Here is a 15,646-nt window from a genome sequence, read left to right on the forward strand (position 1 = left end):
CGCCATGATCGGGGCCTGCGTACCCTCTTCCCGTGCCAGCCTCACCCCCGCATCACGTCGCCGTGCTCGTGCTCGAAGGTGCCAAGCCTCTCGACGTCGGAATTCCCGCGCAGGTGTTCACGACCCGCGCCAGCATGCCGTACGAGGTGCGGGTGTGCGGCGCGGTGCCCGGACCGGTGACCGGCGGCGACGGCCTGTCGTACCACGTCGCCCACGGTCTGGACGCACTCGCGTGGGCCGACATCGTCTTCGTCCCCGGCTACCGCTCTCCGGATCGCGACGACCCGCCACGCGCCGTCGTCGAAGCGCTGATCGCCGCCCATGAGCGGGGCGCGCGGCTCGCCGCCATCTCGACGGGCGCCTTCGCGCTCGCCGCCACGGGCCTGCTGGACGGCAGGCGCGCCACGACGCACTGGCATTACACGCGGGCGCTCGCGGCCCGGCACCCGCTCGTCAAGGTCGACGAGAACGTGCTGTTCGTCGACGAGGGCAGCGTGCTCACCTCGGCCGGCGCCGCCTCCGGCATCGACCTGTGCCTGCACATCCTGCGCGGCGACCTCGGAGTGGCCGCGTCCAACCACGCGGCCCGGCGCCTCGTCGCCGCCCCCTATCGCAGCGGCGGCCAGGCCCAGTACGTGCCGCGCAGCGTCCCCGAGCCGCTCGGCGAGCGGTTCGCCGCCACCCGCGAGTGGGCGCTGCACCGGCTCGGCGAACCCCTCACCCTCGACATCCTGGCGCGGCAGGCCGGGGTCTCGCCGCGCACCTTCTCCCGGCGCTTCGTGGAGGAGACCGGCTATACGCCGATGCAGTGGGTGATGCGCGCCCGCATCGACCTGGCCCGCGAACTGCTCGAGCGCTCGCAGCACAGCGTCGAACAGATCGCCGCCGAGATCGGGTTGGGCACCGGAGCCAATCTGCGCCTGCACTTCCAGCGCATCCTCGGCACCACACCGAGCGAGTACCGGCGCACCTTCACCAGGGGCGAGTGACCCGCCCCGCGGAGCACGGCGCGGTGGTGGCGGGATCCTTTTGAACCGTGGCGATCTTGCCACTGTCAGCGGCGTGCGCCGCGGGCGAGCCTGGTGCGCGAGAGAAGGGACCTCACACATGACTCGCATCGCCATCAACGGATTCGGCCGCATCGGACGCAATGTGCTGCGCGCACTCCTGGAGCGCGACAGCACCCTGGAGATCGTCGCCGTCAACGACCTGACGGAGCCCGCCACGCTCGCCCGGCTGCTCGCCTACGACAGCACGGCCGGCCGGCTCGGGCGCCCGGTGACCGCGGACGGGGACGCCCTCGTCGTCGACGGCCGTCGCATCACGGTCCTTGCCGAGCGTGAACCGGCGCAGCTGCCGTGGGCCGAACTCGGCGTCGACATCGTCCTGGAGGCCACCGGCCGCTTCACCTCGGCCAAGGCCGCCCGCGCCCACATCGACGCGGGCGCGAAGAAGGTGCTCGTCAGCGCCCCGTCGGACGGCGCCGACGTCACGCTCGCGTTCGGGGTCAACACCGCCGCCTACGACCCGGCCGTGCACACGATCGTCTCCAACGCCTCGTGCACGACCAACGCGCTTGCCCCGCTGGCCAAGGTGCTCGACGATCTCGCAGGCATCGAACACGGCTTCATGACCACGGTGCACGCCTACACGCAGGAGCAGAACCTCCAGGACGGGCCGCACCGCGACGCCCGCCGCGCCCGCGCCGCCGGTGTCAACATCGTGCCGACCACGACCGGCGCCGCCAAGGCGATCGGCCTCGTGCTGCCGAACCTCGACGGCAAGCTGTCGGGCGACTCGATCCGCGTGCCGGTGCCGGTGGGCTCGATCGTCGAACTCAACACCACCGTCACCGCCGAGGTGACGCGCGAGGACGTACTGGCGGCCTACCGCGCCGCGGCGCAGGGTCCGCTCGCCGGCGTACTGGAGTACTCGGACGACCCGCTCGTGTCGTCCGACATCACCGGCAACCCCGCCTCGGCGATCTTCGACTCGGCCCTCACCCGCGTCGACGGCCGGCACGTCAAGGTGGTCGCCTGGTACGACAACGAGTGGGGCTTCTCCAACCGCGTGATCGACACGCTCGGACTCCTCGCCGCCGGCTGACCGGCACACTCGTACGCCTCACCACCGCCGGCCGGCACGCGTCGGGCGATCAGACGATCAGCCGGCCGCGGTGGGAGGCGCGGCGGGCCGCGGCCAGGAGGCCGCGGATCTGCGTGCCGGCCTGGTCGATGTCGCCGAGGGGCGTGGCGAACGGCAGCCGGACGTCGGAATGCGTGGTGGGGTACTCCAGACGCAGCGTCACCCCGTAGCGGTCCATGGCCAGCGGGATCGCGCGCAACATGCCCTTGGCCGGCCGGGGTTGCACGAGGCGCACCAGGAGGGGGACGAGCTCTTGGTGGCTGTCGACGAGATGGGTCAGCATGTCCGCCTCGCTGCCCGTGATCGGGTCCGGAGTGACCGCGCAGAGCTGGTCCAGGGAGACGAAGTGGCGGCCCCGGTCGTCCTCGAGGAGCGCCTGGCCGAACTCCATGCAGGTGCTCTCGGGCGACTCGTCGCTGTCGGGGGCCGCGAGCAGTCCGGTGACGGTGACGCGGGCGCGCAGGCGGTCGCGTACGGCGGTGGGTGCGATGTCGGTGAACTCCAGGCGGACCGGGCGGCGTTCCTGCTGCGATGCCGGGGTGTCCTCGCCGGGGGCGTGCAGGTGGATGTGGCCCGCGCCCGCGCCGTCGAGCCGGTGGATCTCGGTGTGACACCCGTCGCTGATCACTGTCATCGACTGCGCCGCGTGCAGGATCGCGTGTACGCGTTCGGCGGGGGTCGGCTGCGTGCCGCGGGTGCTGTGTGGGCGCATCCAAGTGCTCCATGCCGTCGAAAGGACCCAAGCTCTACTTAGGTATGCCTAACCTAACCCATGGCGGCTGTCGGAGAACAGCGGGTGGCCGAAGTGCGTCGCGATGAACGCCGAACGGGAGCGGGCGGGCGCTAATTTTGCATGCTCTGCATCTTTGCGTAATCTGCAAGATGTGACGAACAAAGACGCCGCGCCCGGACTCCGCGAGCGCAAGAAGCGGGCCACCCGGGCGGCGTTGGCCGACGCCGCGGTGCGACTGGCCGCCGAGCACGGCGCGGAGAACGTGACCGTCGAGGCGATCAGCAGCGCGGCGGGAGTATCACCGCGCACCTTCTTCAACTACTTCGACAGCCACGACGAGGCCTTCCTCATGCTCGACGAGGAGGTCGGCGAACGAATCCGGCGCACCGTGCGCCAGGCCCCCGCCGAACTGCCCGTCCTCGACGTGCTGCGGGAGGCGTTCGCCGCGGAACTGGTGGACATCGAGGAGCGCCACGAGATCTGGAGCCTGCGGGCCAAGGTCTTCCAGCGCTCGCCGCACCTCCTCGTCCGCGGCCTCGGGGCCCACATGGCCGAGGAGACGGAGCTGGCGCAGGCGGTCGCCGAACGGCTGGGCGGAGCACCGGGCGAGACGGTCGGCCTCTACCCCAAGCTGGTCGCCGCCGCCTCCACCACCGCCGTCCGGGTCGCCATCGAGGACTGGTGCGGGCGGACGACGGATGCCGCCTTCGCCGACGTCTTCCGCCTCACGTTCGCGCACCTGGCCGCCGGCCTGGCCGCCCCCGACGCGGACTCCTGAGCCCGCGTCACCTTTGAGTTTTGCTACTGCCCGATCCGCGGATCGACTTGTAAGAGGGACATCTTGAGCACAGCAGAGGCGCCCGGACAGGCGCCCACTTCCATGAGCAACAAGCAGATACTCCAGGCCATGTCCGGGCTGATGGCGGGCATGTTCGTCGCCATCCTCGCCGGCACGGTCGTGGCCAACGCACTCCCGCGCATCATCGCCGACCTCGGCGCCAGCCAGTCCTCCTACACCTGGGTCGTCACCTCCGAACTGCTCGCCATGACGGCGACCGTCCCCCTGTGGGGCAAGCTCTCGGACCTCTACAACAAGAAGCTGCTGTTGCAGCTGTCCCTGGCCATGTTCATCGTCGGCTCGCTGCTCGCCGGGTTCTCGCAGGGCGTGGGACTGCTCATCTTCAGCCGCGTCGTGCAGGGCATCGGCGCCGGTGGTCTGACCGCGCTGGCGCAGGTCGTCATGGCGGCCGTCATCCCGCCCCGCAGGCTGGGCAAGTACGCGGGCATCTTCGGCGCCGTCTTCGCCGTCGGCACGGTGGCAGGACCGCTCGTCGGAGGCGTCCTGGTGGACACCTCCTGGCTGGGCTGGCGCTGGTGCTTCTTCATCGGCGTGCCGTTCGCGCTGCTCGCCATCCTGATCCTGCAGCGCACGCTCCGACTGCCGACCGTACGCCGCGAAGTGAAGATCGACTTTCTGGGCGCCTTCCTGATCGTGGCCGGCGTCTGCGCCCTCCTCATCTGGACCTCGCTGGCGGGCCAGCAGTTCGACTGGGCGTCCTGGCAGACCGCGGCGCTCACCGGGACCGGCGTGATCCTGCTGGTGGCGGCCGTGTTCGTGGAGTCACGGGTGCCGGAGCCGGTCATCCCGCTCGCCATCTTCCGCAACAGGACCGTCACCCTGACGACCGTCGCGAGCCTGCTGGTCGGCGTGGCCATGTTCGGCGGCACCGTCTTCCTCTCGCAGTACTTCCAGATCGCCCTCGGCAAGTCCCCCACGATGGCGGGCCTGATGAGCCTGCCCATGATCCTGGGTCTGCTGGTGTCCTCCACCGTCGCCGGCCAGATCATCAGCAGGACCGGCAAGTGGAAGGCCTACCTGGTCTCGGGCGCCGTCATCATGACCGCGGGGCTCGGGCTGCTGGCCACCATCGACGCCGACACCGGCTTCGGGGTGCTCAGCCTGTACATGGCCGTGCTCGGCATCGGCGTCGGCATGCTGATGCAGAACCTGGTCCTGGCCGCGCAGAACGACGTACCGGCCTCCGAACTGGGCGCGGCCACCTCCGTCCTGTCGTTCTTCCGCAGCATGGGCGGCACGATCGGCACCAGCGTCCTGGGCGCCGTCCTCGCCAACCGCGTGGCCTCGGAGATCTCCAAGAGCGTGGGCGCGGCGGGCGGTGCGGCCGCCGACAGTTCCGGCGGCGGCGAGGGCGCCGTTCCCGACATGACCAAGCTGCCCGCGCCGATGCGGGAGATCGTGGAGAACGCCTACGGCCTGGCGACCGCCGACCTCTTCCTCCTGGCGGCTCCGTTCGCGGCGCTCGCACTCGTCGCGGTCGTCTTCATCAAGGAGAAGCCGCTGAAGACGACGAGCGGCATGGAACGACTCGCCGAGGAGAAGCAGCCGGACGACGACAGCAAGAACACCGCGTCGGCGCCGGTCGCCTAGCGCAGTCACCTTCGAGGAGCGGCTGCCGGACATCCCGCAAGGGGTGGCCGGCGGCCGCTCCTCGTATGCGGCCTCTCCATGACCGGGGAGGACACCCCGGCACCGCTGCCCGCCGCCGCCTTCGCCCGGTCCTTCCTCTCCTGATCACACGGAGCCGAAGGACGCCTGCCCCAGTGCCTGTGCGCGGAAGGCGGCCGGGGTCGTGCCCGTCCGCAGCCGGAAGAACTTCGTGAAGTCGCTCGCGTCGGCGAACCCCAGACTCCCGGCGACCTCCTTCGCCGGAAGGCTGCTGTGCTGCAGGAGCCGCTTGGCCTCCAGAAGCACCCGCTCGTCGATGAACTTCTTCGCGCCGGCGCCGGTGACGGCCCGCGTCGCCCGGGACAGGGTGCGCGGACTGTAGCCCAGCGCGGCCGCGTAATCCTCCACCCGCCGGGTCACCGCGTGATCGCGCTCCACCGCGTCGTGAAAACGCCGGAACACCTCGCTGACGGGGCCCGGCGGGGGCGCCGCGCCGCGCACGGCCGCCAGGCGCAGCAGCAGCACGGACACCAGATGGCGCACCACCTCGATGTGCGAGTCCAGCGGCAGCGAGGCCATCGCGTCGTACTCGTAGACGAGGTGGTCCAGGGCCCGCTGCAGCCCCCGCGCCTGCTCGCCGCCGGGCATCAGCGGCTGCTGCTCGTAGGGCGGGTCCAGGTGCGCGGCCGCCACGGTCGCGGGCGGCAGGAAGCCGGGCTGGAACAGGACGACCACCCCGTCCGCGGTCACCAGATCGCGGCTGAACCGCTGCACCTGCCCCGGTCTGATCCACAGCCAGGAGCCGGGCGGCAGTTCGTGCTCGACGAAATCCACCGCGACCCGCAGCGGCCGCCTGCGCACCGCGATCAGCTGATGGAAGGCCGGGCGCAGCGCCGTGTACGGATCGTTGCCGTGGCGCCGCGAACGCTCGTACAGGGCGGCGAGCTCGACCACCTCGACGCCGGTTGGCGCACCCACCGCCGCCGTGTAATCGAGGTCCCTGACCGCAGGGTGTCCGTTTTTCCCCATCGCGAGTCCCGAGCGTACCGCCGATGCCCGGCAGCTGCCTCCTAGCGTGAAAACCGTGAGGCGCGGCAGTAAAAGCGCAGGTCATCATCGTGCAGGGAGCGGACGAGTGCGGCTGATCGTGGGAATGACCGGGGCGACCGGAGCGGCCATCGGGGTACGGCTCCTGGAGAATCTGGCCCAGCTGCCGGACGTCGAGACCCATCTCGTCCTCTCCCGCTGGGCCCGCGCCACGATCGAGCTGGAGACCGGCCGCTCGGTCGCCGACGTGAGCGCGCTCGCCGATGTCACCCACCACCCCGACGACCAGGGCGCCACCATCTCCTCCGGCTCGTTCCGCACCGACGGCATGGTGATCGTGCCCTGCTCGATGAAGACCCTGGCCGGCATCCGCACCGGATACGCCGAGGGCCTGGTGGCCCGCGCCGCCGACGTCGTCCTCAAGGAGCGCCGTCGCCTCGTCCTCGTCCCGCGCGAGACACCGCTGAGCGAGATCCACCTGGAGAACATGCTCGCCCTGGCCCGGCAGGGCGTCCAGATGGTGCCGCCGGTGCCCGCCTTCTACAACCACCCCGAGACCGTCGACGACATCGTCGATCACATCACCGCGCGCGTCCTGGACCAGTTCGACCTGCCCGCGCCCGCCGCCAAGCGCTGGGAGGGCATGCGCGCGGCCCGCGCCGCGGCACTCCGCCCCGCCTCGTGAACCGCGCGGCCCCCCCTGAACCCCCCACCCCACCACAGGAGTTATCCATGGCCCACGACGACCTGCGCAGTTTCCTCGACACCCTGGACAAGGAAGGGCAGCTCCTGCACCTGACCGAAGAGGTCCTGCCCGAACCCGACCTGGCCGCGGCCGCCAACGCCACGGGCCGCATCGGCGAGAACGCACCCGCCCTGTACTTCGACAACGTCAAGGGCTTCACCGACGCCCGTATCGCCATGAACGTGCACGGCTCCTGGGCCAACCACGCGCTGGCCCTCGGCCTGCCCCGCACCACCCCGGTCAAGGAGCAGGTGGAGACCTTCGCCGCACGCTGGGACGCCTTCCCCGTCGCCCCCGAACGCCGCGAGGACGCACCCTGGCGCGAGAACACCGTGGAGGGAGCGGACGTCGACCTCTTCTCCGTCCTGCCCCTCTTCCGCCTCAACGACGGTGACGGCGGCTTCTACCTCGACAAGGCCGCCGTCGTCTCCCGCGACCCCGAGGACCCGGACAACTTCGGCAAGCAGAACGTCGGCACGTACCGCATCGAAGTCATCGGCACCGACCGCCTCGCCTTCCAGCCCGTACCCATGCACGACATCGCCCAGCACCTGCGCAAGGCCGAGGAAGCGGGCGAGGACCTGCCCGTGGCCATCACGCTCGGCAACGACCCCGTGACGACGATCGTCGCCGGCATGCCGATGGCCTACGACCAGAGCGAGTACGAGATGGCCGGCGCCCTGCGCGGCGCGCCCGCCCCCATCGCCACCGCCCCGCTCACCGGCTTCGACGTGCCCTGGGGGAGCGAGGTCGTCATCGAGGGCGTCATCGAGTCCCGCAAGCGCCAGATCGAGGGCCCCTTCGGCGAGTTCACCGGCCACTACTCCGGCGGGCGCCGCATGCCCGTCATCCGCGTCGACCGCGTCTCCTACCGCACCAACCCCGTCTTCGAATCGCTCTATCTGGGAATGCCCTGGACCGAGGTCGACTACCTGGTGGGTCCCAACACCTGCGTCCCGCTGCTGAAGCAACTGCGCGCCGAATTCCCCGAGGTGCAGGCGGTCAACGCCATGTACACGCACGGCCTGATGGTCATCATCTCGACGGCCAAGCGCTACGGCGGCTTCGCCAAGGCCGTCGGCATGCGTGCGATGACCACCCCGCACGGCCTGGGATACGTGGCCCAGGTGATCCTCGTCGACGAGGACGTGGACCCCTTCAACCTGCCGCAGGTCATGTGGGCCATGTCCGCCAAGGTCAACCCCAGGGACGACGTCGTCGTCATCCCCAACCTGTCCGTCCTTGAGCTGGCTCCCGCGGCCCAGCCGGCCGGCATCACCAGCAAGATGATCATCGATGCGACGACCCCGGTCGCCCCCGACGTACGCGGGAACTTCTCCACCCCGGCCAAGGACCTGCCCGAGACCAAGGAGTGGGCGGCCAAGCTCCAGGAACTCATCGCCGCCCGCCGCTGAACCCCCGCTTTCCCCGCCTTGCCCTTTGACCGGAAGGAACCCCGTCATGACCGACGAGACCCGCCCCGCCCCCACCCTCTGCCCCCGCTGTGCCTTCGAGACGATCGACCGCCTTGCGACCTCGCCCGTGCCCGGCGTCTGGGACGTCCTGCAGTGCCGCCAGTGCCTGTACACCTGGCGCACCACCGAACCGGCCCGCCGCACCCGGCGCGACGCCTACCCCGAACAGTTCAAGATGACGCTCGCGGACATCGAGAACGCCATCGAGGTCCCGGCCGTACCGCCGCTGCGGGCTGACGCCGCTCACTGACCCAGAGCGGCCAGGAGCCCGGGGACGGGAGCGGCGGGATCGGCCGGGTGCAGGGCCTCGGTGCGGTGGACGAGGCGGGGCGCGGACAGGGGGGCGGCCACCGTCCCCGGCAGACCGGCGGCAGCCGCGAGGGGCAGAGCAGCCAGGCCATGCCTGCCCGCGACCAGTGTTCCCACGCCCCTGACGTCCGTCCCGCCATAGGCGACTTGGGGCCGGAAGCCGTCGCTGCGGGCGGCTGCGCGGAGTTGGGCCAGAGGGACGGCGGTGTCGGGCGCGTCCAGCCAGTGCGCGTCGGTGAGGTCCGCCAGCCGCAGGGAGCGCCGGCGTGTCAGCGGATGACCGTCCGGAAGCAGTACGACCAGTGGCTCTTCGGCGATAGCGACGGTGGCCAGGGGGCCGGGGTCGGGCAGCGGCAGAGGATCGGAAGGTGCGGCCGCCCCGTCCACCAAACCCACATCGGCGTCCCCGGCCATGACCGCCGCCGGCACCGCCTCTCGCCCGAGCACATGGAGCGACACCGCGAGGCCCGGAGCGGACGAGCGGATCCGGGCAAGGGCGCGGGCGAGGACCGGGGTCAGCGCCAGAGGGGTCGCGGCGACGGCGAGCCGGGCCGGGCGCGTCGCACGGAACCGGGCGATGTCGACGCGGGCCGCCTCCAGGCGCAGCAGCAGGGGCCGGGCATGCTCCAGGAGGCGCTCACCCGCCCCGGTGGGCCCCACCGGCCGGCGCCGCACGAGCGGGGCGCCGAGGTCGGCTTCGAGCGCGGCGATGTGCTGCGAGACGGCGGACTGGGTGTAGCCCAACTCTGCGGCGGCGGCGGAGAAGGAGCGGTTGTCGACGACGGCGACGAAGGTCCGCAGGAGATGTGGATCCATGCGCATCAGTATCGCCGTGCATCAGGATCGCTAATGCAGAGTGTGTCAATCATCGTTGGACGTGATGCGGCGGCGCCGTCGACGATGGCCGCATGACTCTTCCGGCCGCCCGTATCGCCCTGGTCGCAGACCGCTCCGACCACGTCCGCTCCCACACCCGCGTTCCCGCCCTCCTGGAGGCCCTGCGCACCCGCGAGGGCCTCAACCTGGACGCGTACTGGATCCCCACCGACGAGGCCTTGGGCGCAGTGGAGGGATTCGACGCCGTATGGGTGCTGCCCGGCAGCCCCTACCGCAGCGAAGCCGGCGTGCTGGCCGCCATCCGCACGGCCAGGGAGCATGAGGTGCCCTTCCTGGGGACCTGCGGCGGCTTCCAGCACACGCTGCTGGAATACGCCCGGTCGGTGTGCGGACTGGGCGACGCCGTACATGCCGAGAACACCGCGCAGGGCGACAACGGCGACGGCGACGGCGAGGGGCGCGGGGCCGGTACCGGGGTCGAGTTGATCGTCCCGCTGGCCTGCTCGCTGGCCGGGCACGAAGGCACCGTGAACCTCACGGCGGACTCACGCGCGGCCCGGCTCATCGGGGCCCGGCGGACCGTGGAGCGCTATCACTGCCACTACGGCCCCAACCCCGCCCACGTGGAGACACTGCGAGCCCACGGGCTGAGCTTCACCGGCACAGACGAGAGCGGCGACATCCGTATCGCCGAACTGCCCGGCCACCCCTACTTCCTGGCCACCCTGTTCCAGCCCGAACTGCACGGCGACGGCACCCGCCCCCACCCGCTGATCACGGGCCTCGCACAGGCCGCGGTACGCCATGCGGCGGCGATCGGCAGCTGAGCCGGGGTGACGGGCGGGATTGTCGGTTGCCGGGTGCGGAGCCGTGCAGCAGGATGCGGGGATGCGCTTCTCGGTGAACATTCCGAACTTCGGTGACTTCGCCGACCCCCGTACCGTGGCGAAGGTCGCCATGGCGGCGGAACAGGCGGGCTGGGACGGCTTGTTCGTCTGGGATCACGTGCTGCACCGCAAGCACGGGGACAGGCCCTTCGGGGACCCCTGGATGCTGCTGACGGCCGCCGCCCTCGCGACCTCCCGGATCAGGCTCGGCACGCTGGTCACGCCGGTGGCCCGGCGTCGTCCGCAGCAACTCGCCCGCCAGGTGGCGACCCTGGATCTGCTCAGCGGCGGCCGGGTCACGTTCGGCGCGGGTCTCGGCGGTCCCGTCGAGGACGAGTACGGCAGTTTCGGCGACACCACGGACCCGAAGGTCCTTGCCGAGCGGCTCGACGAGGGCCTGGACCTGCTGGCGCGCTTCTGGTCGGGCGAGCCGGTGAATCACGCGGGGCGGCACTACCAGGCGCGGGACGCGACGTTGCTGCCCGCCACCGTGCAGAGCCCCCGGCCGCCCATCTGGATCGCCGGATTCTGGCCCAACCGCCCGCCGATGCGCCGGGCGGCCCGCTTCGACGGCGCGGTCCCGCTGTTCACCGACGCCAGGCACGGCCATGTGCCGCCCCTCGACCAGGTCCGCGACCTGGTGGCCTACCTGCGCGGGCAACGCGAGGACCGATCGCCCGGCACGCCCTTCGAGATCGTCCTCGGCGGCGCCACGCCGGGCGACGACGCCGCCGCGACCAAGGACCTGATCGGACCACTGGCCGAGGCGGGCGCCACGTGGTGGGACGAGCGGCAGATCCAGACGGACGAGGGACTCGACCGGCTCACACCGGTGCTGCGGCGCGTGGAGCAGGGGCCGCCGGTCCTGTGAGTGCCGTGCTTCAGGGCGCGAGCCGGTGGGGCGCAGGACGGTGGGGCGCGGCGACGACATCGGTGAGAATCTGTGCCGCGCGTTCGTAGCGGCATACCTCCGTGCGGATGGCGGAGTCGCTGCCACGGATGGCGTCGCTCTGCAGGGTACGGACATGTTCGCTGGTGGTGACGAGACGGAAGATGACGGCGCGGGCGATGTACTGGCCGAAGCCGGGACCGTTCGCGCAAGTAGCCTCGCGGAGGAGCCGCGGGCCGGCGCCGTGCCAGATCAGGGCGTCACCCACGACCACCGCCTCGCCGAAGGCGGGTGGCCGCCAGTAGGGCGAGAAGTCGATGACCGCGGGGGCCAGCCCCGGAGCGAACAGGACGTTGCCCGTCAGGTCGCCGTGGACGAGCTGGGGCCGGACCCGGGGCTTCGGGCCGAGCAGCGCGGTCAACGCGTCGTACGGGCCGCGCAGAGCGGGCAGCAGGTCGGCCTTCTCCTCCTGCCAGGCCACACGGTCGCCGGTGGCCCACTCGTCGCGTCGCCGGTCCAGGAAGCACGGGCGGGGCACGCCGGCCAGTGCCCGGTGAAAGGCCTGCCCCGCAGCGACGACCTCGAGCCAGCGCGGCGCGGCGGAGTGGTCGGGTTCGGTCCCCGTGACGACATGCGAGGCGGTCCAGCCGCCGTGGCTCCAGGCGCCGGTGGCGGCCCGCAGAGGGCGCGCGACACGGAAGCCGTCTTCCCGGATCGAGGCCATGATGTCGCCCAGCCACTCGGCGAACTCGCTGTCCGGCCCGGCGGGCTTGAGCACCACGTCGCCCACGCGGACGCTGACGCCTTCCCCGCCGGGCAGGCGAACGGCGCTTCCGGCGAGTCGGAAGGCGTCCAGTACGTCGCGGCCGGGAAAGGTCATGACCGCACATTGTCGTGGGACTCAGGCGGGCGTCACGCCATTTATGTGCCCGGGCCGTAGGGCACACGAGCACAAGAAGCGGCGTCGGCCCGGCAGTCAGTCCCTCGTCCGCAACGCGGCGAGTCCCGGCCCCTCAAGCTCGTCCAGTGCTTCGTGCCGACCGGAGAGGGCCAGCAGCAGGGAGAGCGCGGGGCCGCGCACTTCCGGGCCTTCTCCGATCGGCAATGCGGCGTCCGTCGGCGCCAGTTGGATGCCCGCCACCCGCTCCTTGGCTCCGCCGAAGGACGCCGAGGTACGAGCCTGCAGACGCAGAGCCCTGACGACGGCTTGCGTCGGGTAGGAGCGGCTGAGCCCCACGGGCCGCCGGATGTCCTCCCCGTGGACGATCTCCTCGACGAGCCGGGTGTCCAGAGGCGCCGGAGGGCCCGTCTTGCGCGCGGCGACCTGACGCAGGCGCTCCAATGTCTCCTTGGGCGAGGTGCCGCGTTCTCGTGCCACACCGCGTGCGTTTTGCCGGTCGAAGTCGAAACGAGCGCGGACCATGGAGCCGACGAAGCCCAGACGCGTCGTGCGAGCCGTGTCGACCAGGTGGGCGGCGACGTCGTGCACGGTCCACCCCTCGCACAGGGAGGGCCGCTCCCACTGTGGGTCATCGAGACGCGCCAGATCCTCGATCAGCGCCGCACGCTCGGCGTGTACCAGTGCCCAGACATCCTCGTTCACAGCAGTTCCTCTGCTCGGCTCCAGTGTCTACCCGGGAAAGACTCACGGCGCGGCAGGAACTCATCGTCGTAGCGCAGAACAAAATCCGTCCGAGAATCCCGCCCGACGATGTCGAGAACCCGAAACCGGCTCCGTCCCCGCAGTGAACACGGCCACAATGGGCCGCACCAGCACCGAGGAGAAACATCATGGCCAAGTACCTGCTCCTGAAGCACTACCGCGGCGCCCCGGCATCGGTCAACGACGCCCCCATGGAGCAGTGGACGCCGGAGGAGATCTCGGCCCACGTGCAGTACATGAACGACTTCGCGGACCGTCTCGAGAAGACCGGCGAGTTCGTCGACAGCAAGGCGCTGGCGCCTCAGGGGACGTTCGTGCGGTACGACGGAGAGGGACGCCCGCCGGTCACCGACGGCCCGTTCGCCGAGACCAAGGACCTCATCGCCGGCTGGATGATCATCGACGTCGACACCTACGAGCGCGCCGTCGAACTGGCCGGGGAGCTGTCGGCCGCCCCCGGTGCCGGCGGCAAGCCGATCCACGAGTGGCTGGAGGTGCGCCCGCTCCTGGGCGGCCACTCCGCCGACACGGACTGTCCTTCGCACCGGTGAACGAGAGCCTGCTGCGCAGCCTCACACCGGGCGTGCTCGGTGTCCTCGTCCGCCGCGGAGCCGACTTCGCGGCGGCCGAGGACGCCGTGCAGGACGCCCTCCTCGAAGCGGTCCGCGTCTGGCCGGACGACCCGCCACGCGATGCGAAGGGCTGGCTGGTGACCGTGGCCTGGCGCAAATTCCTCGATGCCACCCGTTCGGAGGCCGCCCGCCGCCGGCGCGAGGACCGCCTCGACGAGGAGCCGGCGCCCGGCCCCGCGCCTTCGGTGGACGACACGCTCCAGCTCTACTTCCTGTGTGCCCACCCCTCGCTCACCCCGTCATCCGCTGTCGCGCTCACGTTGCGCGCCGTCGGCGGGCTCTCCACGCGCCAGATCGCCCGGGCCTACCTGGTGCCCGAGGCGACCATGGCGCAGCGCATCAGCCGGGCCAAGCGCACCGTCTCCGGCGTACGGTTCGACCACCCCGGCGACGTCGCCACCGTGCTGCGCGTCCTCTACCTGGTCTTCAACGAGGGCTACTCGGGCGACGTCGACCTCGCCGCCGAGGCGATCCGGCTCACCCGGCAGCTCGCGGCAGCGATCGACCATCCCGAGGTGGGCGGGCTGCTCGCCCTCATGCTGATCCATCACGCACGGCGCGCCGCCCGGACTGCGCCCGACGGGAGCCTGGTGCCGCTCGCCGAGCAGGACCGCGGCCGGTGGGACACGGAGGCGATCGCCGAGGGCATCCAGATCCTGCAAGGTGCCCTTGCCCGCGACCGCCTCGGTGAGTTCCAGGCGCAGGCCGCCGTCGCGGCGCTGCACGCCGACGCGCCCACCGCCGAGGAGACCGACTGGGTGCAGATCGTCGAGTGGTACGACGAGCTCGTGGGCCTGACCGACAGCCCGGTCGTCCGCCTGAACCGTGCGGTGGCCGTGGGCGAGGCGGACGGACCGCGTGCCGGCCTGGCCGCGCTCGCGGCGGTGGACGGCTCGGTGCCGCGCCACACCGCGGTGGCGGCGTACCTGCACGAGCGCGACGGCGATCTGGAGAAGGCGGCACGGCTGTACGCCGAGGCGGCCCGCGAGGCACCCAACCTCCCCGAGCGCGACCACCTGACGCGCCAGGCCGCCCGGCTCAACGCCCGCCGGTCGCGGTGACGGGCAAGGGGCTCAGGAGCCGCAGGCCCGCTCCACGAGTTGCCGGATGAGGGGAGTGATGTCCTCGGCGGGGCACACGAAATCGACCTGGCCGGTCTCGATGGCCGCTTTCGGCATCCCGTGAAAAGCCGCCGTCGCGGGGTCCTCCACGATGACGAGGCCCCCGCGCCCCTTGACCGCTTCCACTCCCCGGGCGCCGTCGCCGTCGGACCCGGTGAGCACGCAGCCGATGAGCAGCGGTCCGTAGGCCTGGGAGGCCGATGCGAAGAGGGGGTCGGCGGCCGGACGCGCGTAGTTGACCGGGTCTTCCTTCGACAGGGAGAGTACGCCGCCCGCCCGCACACACAGGTGGTGGTCGGGCGGTGCGATGTAGACACTTCCCGCTGTCGGGATCTCGCCCTCCTCGGCCAGTTTGACGCTGAGGCTGGTGCAGGGAGACAGGACGTCGACAATGCGCGTCTGGCGGGAGCGGCGCAGGTGCTGGGCTACCAGCAGGGCCGCCCGGAGCCCGGCGTCCAGACCGCCCAGCAACGTCTTCAGGCCCTGGATCCCCCCGGCGGAGGACGCCACCATCACGGTCGCGCAGCGGTCGTCGGGATCGTGTGCGTGCCTGCTGTCCACGCTGAGACCCTAGCCCGGCTGCCGCTCCCGCGTGAGTCAATACGGCCGATGCGGCTGAGTGTCGGCGAGGCCACCGGATGCCGGTCGGGCTCCCGCAGAGTGAGTCTTGGAGTCCGGCACGGGGGCCGTGAAAGG

At 71.4% G+C, this 15,646-nt stretch carries 17 protein-coding genes; 11 read left to right on the top strand and 6 right to left on the bottom strand.

The features are described from left to right. Positions 1 to 32: 32 nt before the first annotated feature. On the top strand, positions 33 to 989 hold the full coding sequence (locus IE226_RS03300) for a GlxA family transcriptional regulator (protein ID WP_190079385.1): 957 nt from the start codon (positions 33 to 35) through the stop codon (positions 987 to 989). Positions 990 to 1,107: 118 nt separating this feature from the next. Beyond that, entirely contained in the window at positions 1,108 to 2,106 is a 999-nt protein-coding gene (gap, locus tag IE226_RS03305; protein ID WP_190079386.1) for a type I glyceraldehyde-3-phosphate dehydrogenase, read from the top strand. 49 nt (positions 2,107 to 2,155) lie between these two features. Here gap and IE226_RS03310 read toward each other — a convergent pair whose 3' ends face one another. Next, on the bottom strand, positions 2,156 to 2,857 hold the full coding sequence (locus tag IE226_RS03310; RefSeq protein ID WP_190079387.1) for a DUF2470 domain-containing protein: 702 nt from the start codon (positions 2,855 to 2,857) through the stop codon (positions 2,156 to 2,158). A 163-nt stretch (positions 2,858 to 3,020) separates the two neighbouring features. On the opposite strand from IE226_RS03310, the gene IE226_RS03315 reads away from it, so the two are divergent. Continuing rightward, complete coding sequence (locus IE226_RS03315; RefSeq protein ID WP_190079573.1) at positions 3,021 to 3,656, top strand: TetR/AcrR family transcriptional regulator; 636 nt, start codon at positions 3,021 to 3,023, stop codon at positions 3,654 to 3,656. A 102-nt stretch (positions 3,657 to 3,758) separates the two neighbouring features. Next, complete coding sequence (locus IE226_RS03320) at positions 3,759 to 5,327, top strand: MDR family MFS transporter (RefSeq protein ID WP_190079388.1); 1,569 nt, start codon at positions 3,759 to 3,761, stop codon at positions 5,325 to 5,327. A gap of 144 nt (positions 5,328 to 5,471) precedes the next feature. Here IE226_RS03320 and IE226_RS03325 read toward each other — a convergent pair whose 3' ends face one another. Continuing rightward, the gene (locus IE226_RS03325; protein ID WP_308429393.1) at positions 5,472 to 6,323 is read right to left on the bottom strand and encodes a helix-turn-helix domain-containing protein; all 852 of its coding nucleotides are present in this window, start codon (positions 6,321 to 6,323) and stop codon (positions 5,472 to 5,474) included. 157 nt (positions 6,324 to 6,480) lie between these two features. Between IE226_RS03325 and IE226_RS03330 the strand changes: the two genes are divergently transcribed. Genes IE226_RS03330 through IE226_RS03340 form a run of 3 tightly spaced genes read left to right on the top strand, consistent with a single transcriptional unit; the run spans position 6,481 to position 8,862 of the window. Beyond that, the gene (locus tag IE226_RS03330; protein WP_229870372.1) at positions 6,481 to 7,077 is read left to right on the top strand and encodes a non-oxidative hydroxyarylic acid decarboxylases subunit B; all 597 of its coding nucleotides are present in this window, start codon (positions 6,481 to 6,483) and stop codon (positions 7,075 to 7,077) included. A gap of 47 nt (positions 7,078 to 7,124) precedes the next feature. After that, a complete protein-coding gene (locus tag IE226_RS03335) occupies positions 7,125 to 8,552 on the top strand; it encodes a non-oxidative hydroxyarylic acid decarboxylases subunit C (RefSeq protein WP_190079390.1) in 1,428 nt (475 codons plus the stop codon). Positions 8,553 to 8,598: 46 nt separating this feature from the next. After that, positions 8,599 to 8,862 (top strand): non-oxidative hydroxyarylic acid decarboxylases subunit D, encoded by a 264-nt coding sequence (locus IE226_RS03340; protein ID WP_190079391.1) that lies wholly within the window; start codon positions 8,599 to 8,601, stop codon positions 8,860 to 8,862. On the opposite strand, the gene IE226_RS03345 is transcribed toward IE226_RS03340, so the two are convergent. Then, entirely contained in the window at positions 8,856 to 9,737 is an 882-nt protein-coding gene (locus IE226_RS03345) for a LysR family transcriptional regulator (RefSeq protein ID WP_190079392.1), read from the bottom strand. The two genes, IE226_RS03340 and IE226_RS03345, sit on opposite strands and share 7 nt — an antisense overlap. Positions 9,738 to 9,829: 92 nt before the next feature. Between IE226_RS03345 and IE226_RS03350 the strand changes: the two genes are divergently transcribed. Beyond that, positions 9,830 to 10,585 carry a CTP synthase C-terminal region-related (seleno)protein gene (locus tag IE226_RS03350; protein WP_190079393.1) on the top strand — a complete coding sequence of 252 codons (756 nt, stop codon included), beginning with the start codon at positions 9,830 to 9,832 and terminating at the stop codon, positions 10,583 to 10,585. A 61-nt stretch (positions 10,586 to 10,646) separates the two neighbouring features. Further along, on the top strand, positions 10,647 to 11,516 hold the full coding sequence (locus IE226_RS03355; protein ID WP_190079575.1) for an LLM class flavin-dependent oxidoreductase: 870 nt from the start codon (positions 10,647 to 10,649) through the stop codon (positions 11,514 to 11,516). Between the two features lie 10 nt (positions 11,517 to 11,526). On the opposite strand, the gene IE226_RS03360 is transcribed toward IE226_RS03355, so the two are convergent. Beyond that, positions 11,527 to 12,414, bottom strand: coding sequence for an aminoglycoside phosphotransferase (locus tag IE226_RS03360; protein WP_190079394.1), 888 nt, complete (start codon positions 12,412 to 12,414; stop codon positions 11,527 to 11,529). 96 nt (positions 12,415 to 12,510) lie between these two features. Continuing rightward, positions 12,511 to 13,137 carry a maleylpyruvate isomerase family mycothiol-dependent enzyme gene (locus tag IE226_RS03365; protein ID WP_190079395.1) on the bottom strand — a complete coding sequence of 209 codons (627 nt, stop codon included), beginning with the start codon at positions 13,135 to 13,137 and terminating at the stop codon, positions 12,511 to 12,513. Between the two features lie 188 nt (positions 13,138 to 13,325). Between IE226_RS03365 and IE226_RS03370 the strand changes: the two genes are divergently transcribed. Beyond that, on the top strand, positions 13,326 to 13,748 hold the full coding sequence (locus IE226_RS03370) for a YciI family protein (protein WP_190079396.1): 423 nt from the start codon (positions 13,326 to 13,328) through the stop codon (positions 13,746 to 13,748). Continuing rightward, positions 13,745 to 14,890 (top strand): RNA polymerase sigma factor, encoded by a 1,146-nt coding sequence (locus IE226_RS03375; RefSeq protein ID WP_190079397.1) that lies wholly within the window; start codon positions 13,745 to 13,747, stop codon positions 14,888 to 14,890. The genes IE226_RS03370 and IE226_RS03375 overlap by 4 nt, the downstream gene beginning before the upstream one ends. Before the next feature lie 12 nt (positions 14,891 to 14,902). Here IE226_RS03375 and IE226_RS03380 read toward each other — a convergent pair whose 3' ends face one another. Further along, entirely contained in the window at positions 14,903 to 15,511 is a 609-nt protein-coding gene (locus tag IE226_RS03380) for a chemotaxis protein CheB (RefSeq protein WP_229870373.1), read from the bottom strand. Positions 15,512 to 15,646 lie beyond the last annotated feature (135 nt).

This window comes from Streptomyces longisporoflavus, assembly GCF_014649775.1.
Taxonomy (GTDB): Bacteria; Actinomycetota; Actinomycetes; order Streptomycetales; family Streptomycetaceae; genus Streptomyces; species Streptomyces longisporoflavus.

Excerpts from the sequence above, each read along its gene's own strand:
- IE226_RS03310 (WP_190079387.1), bottom strand. The coding sequence starts at position 2,857 with ATGCGCCCACACAGCACCCGCGGCACGCAGCCGACCCCCGCCGAACGC.
- IE226_RS03360 (WP_190079394.1), bottom strand. The coding sequence starts at position 12,414 with ATGACCTTTCCCGGCCGCGACGTACTGGACGCCTTCCGACTCGCCGGA.
- gap (WP_190079386.1), top strand. The coding sequence starts at position 1,108 with ATGACTCGCATCGCCATCAACGGATTCGGCCGCATCGGACGCAATGTG.
- IE226_RS03350 (WP_190079393.1), top strand. The coding sequence starts at position 9,830 with ATGACTCTTCCGGCCGCCCGTATCGCCCTGGTCGCAGACCGCTCCGAC.
- IE226_RS03345 (WP_190079392.1), bottom strand. The coding sequence starts at position 9,737 with ATGGATCCACATCTCCTGCGGACCTTCGTCGCCGTCGTCGACAACCGC.
- IE226_RS03340 (WP_190079391.1), top strand. The coding sequence starts at position 8,599 with ATGACCGACGAGACCCGCCCCGCCCCCACCCTCTGCCCCCGCTGTGCC.
- IE226_RS03355 (WP_190079575.1), top strand. The coding sequence starts at position 10,647 with ATGCGCTTCTCGGTGAACATTCCGAACTTCGGTGACTTCGCCGACCCC.
- IE226_RS03320 (WP_190079388.1), top strand. The coding sequence starts at position 3,759 with ATGAGCAACAAGCAGATACTCCAGGCCATGTCCGGGCTGATGGCGGGC.
- IE226_RS03335 (WP_190079390.1), top strand. The coding sequence starts at position 7,125 with ATGGCCCACGACGACCTGCGCAGTTTCCTCGACACCCTGGACAAGGAA.
- IE226_RS03370 (WP_190079396.1), top strand. The coding sequence starts at position 13,326 with ATGGCCAAGTACCTGCTCCTGAAGCACTACCGCGGCGCCCCGGCATCG.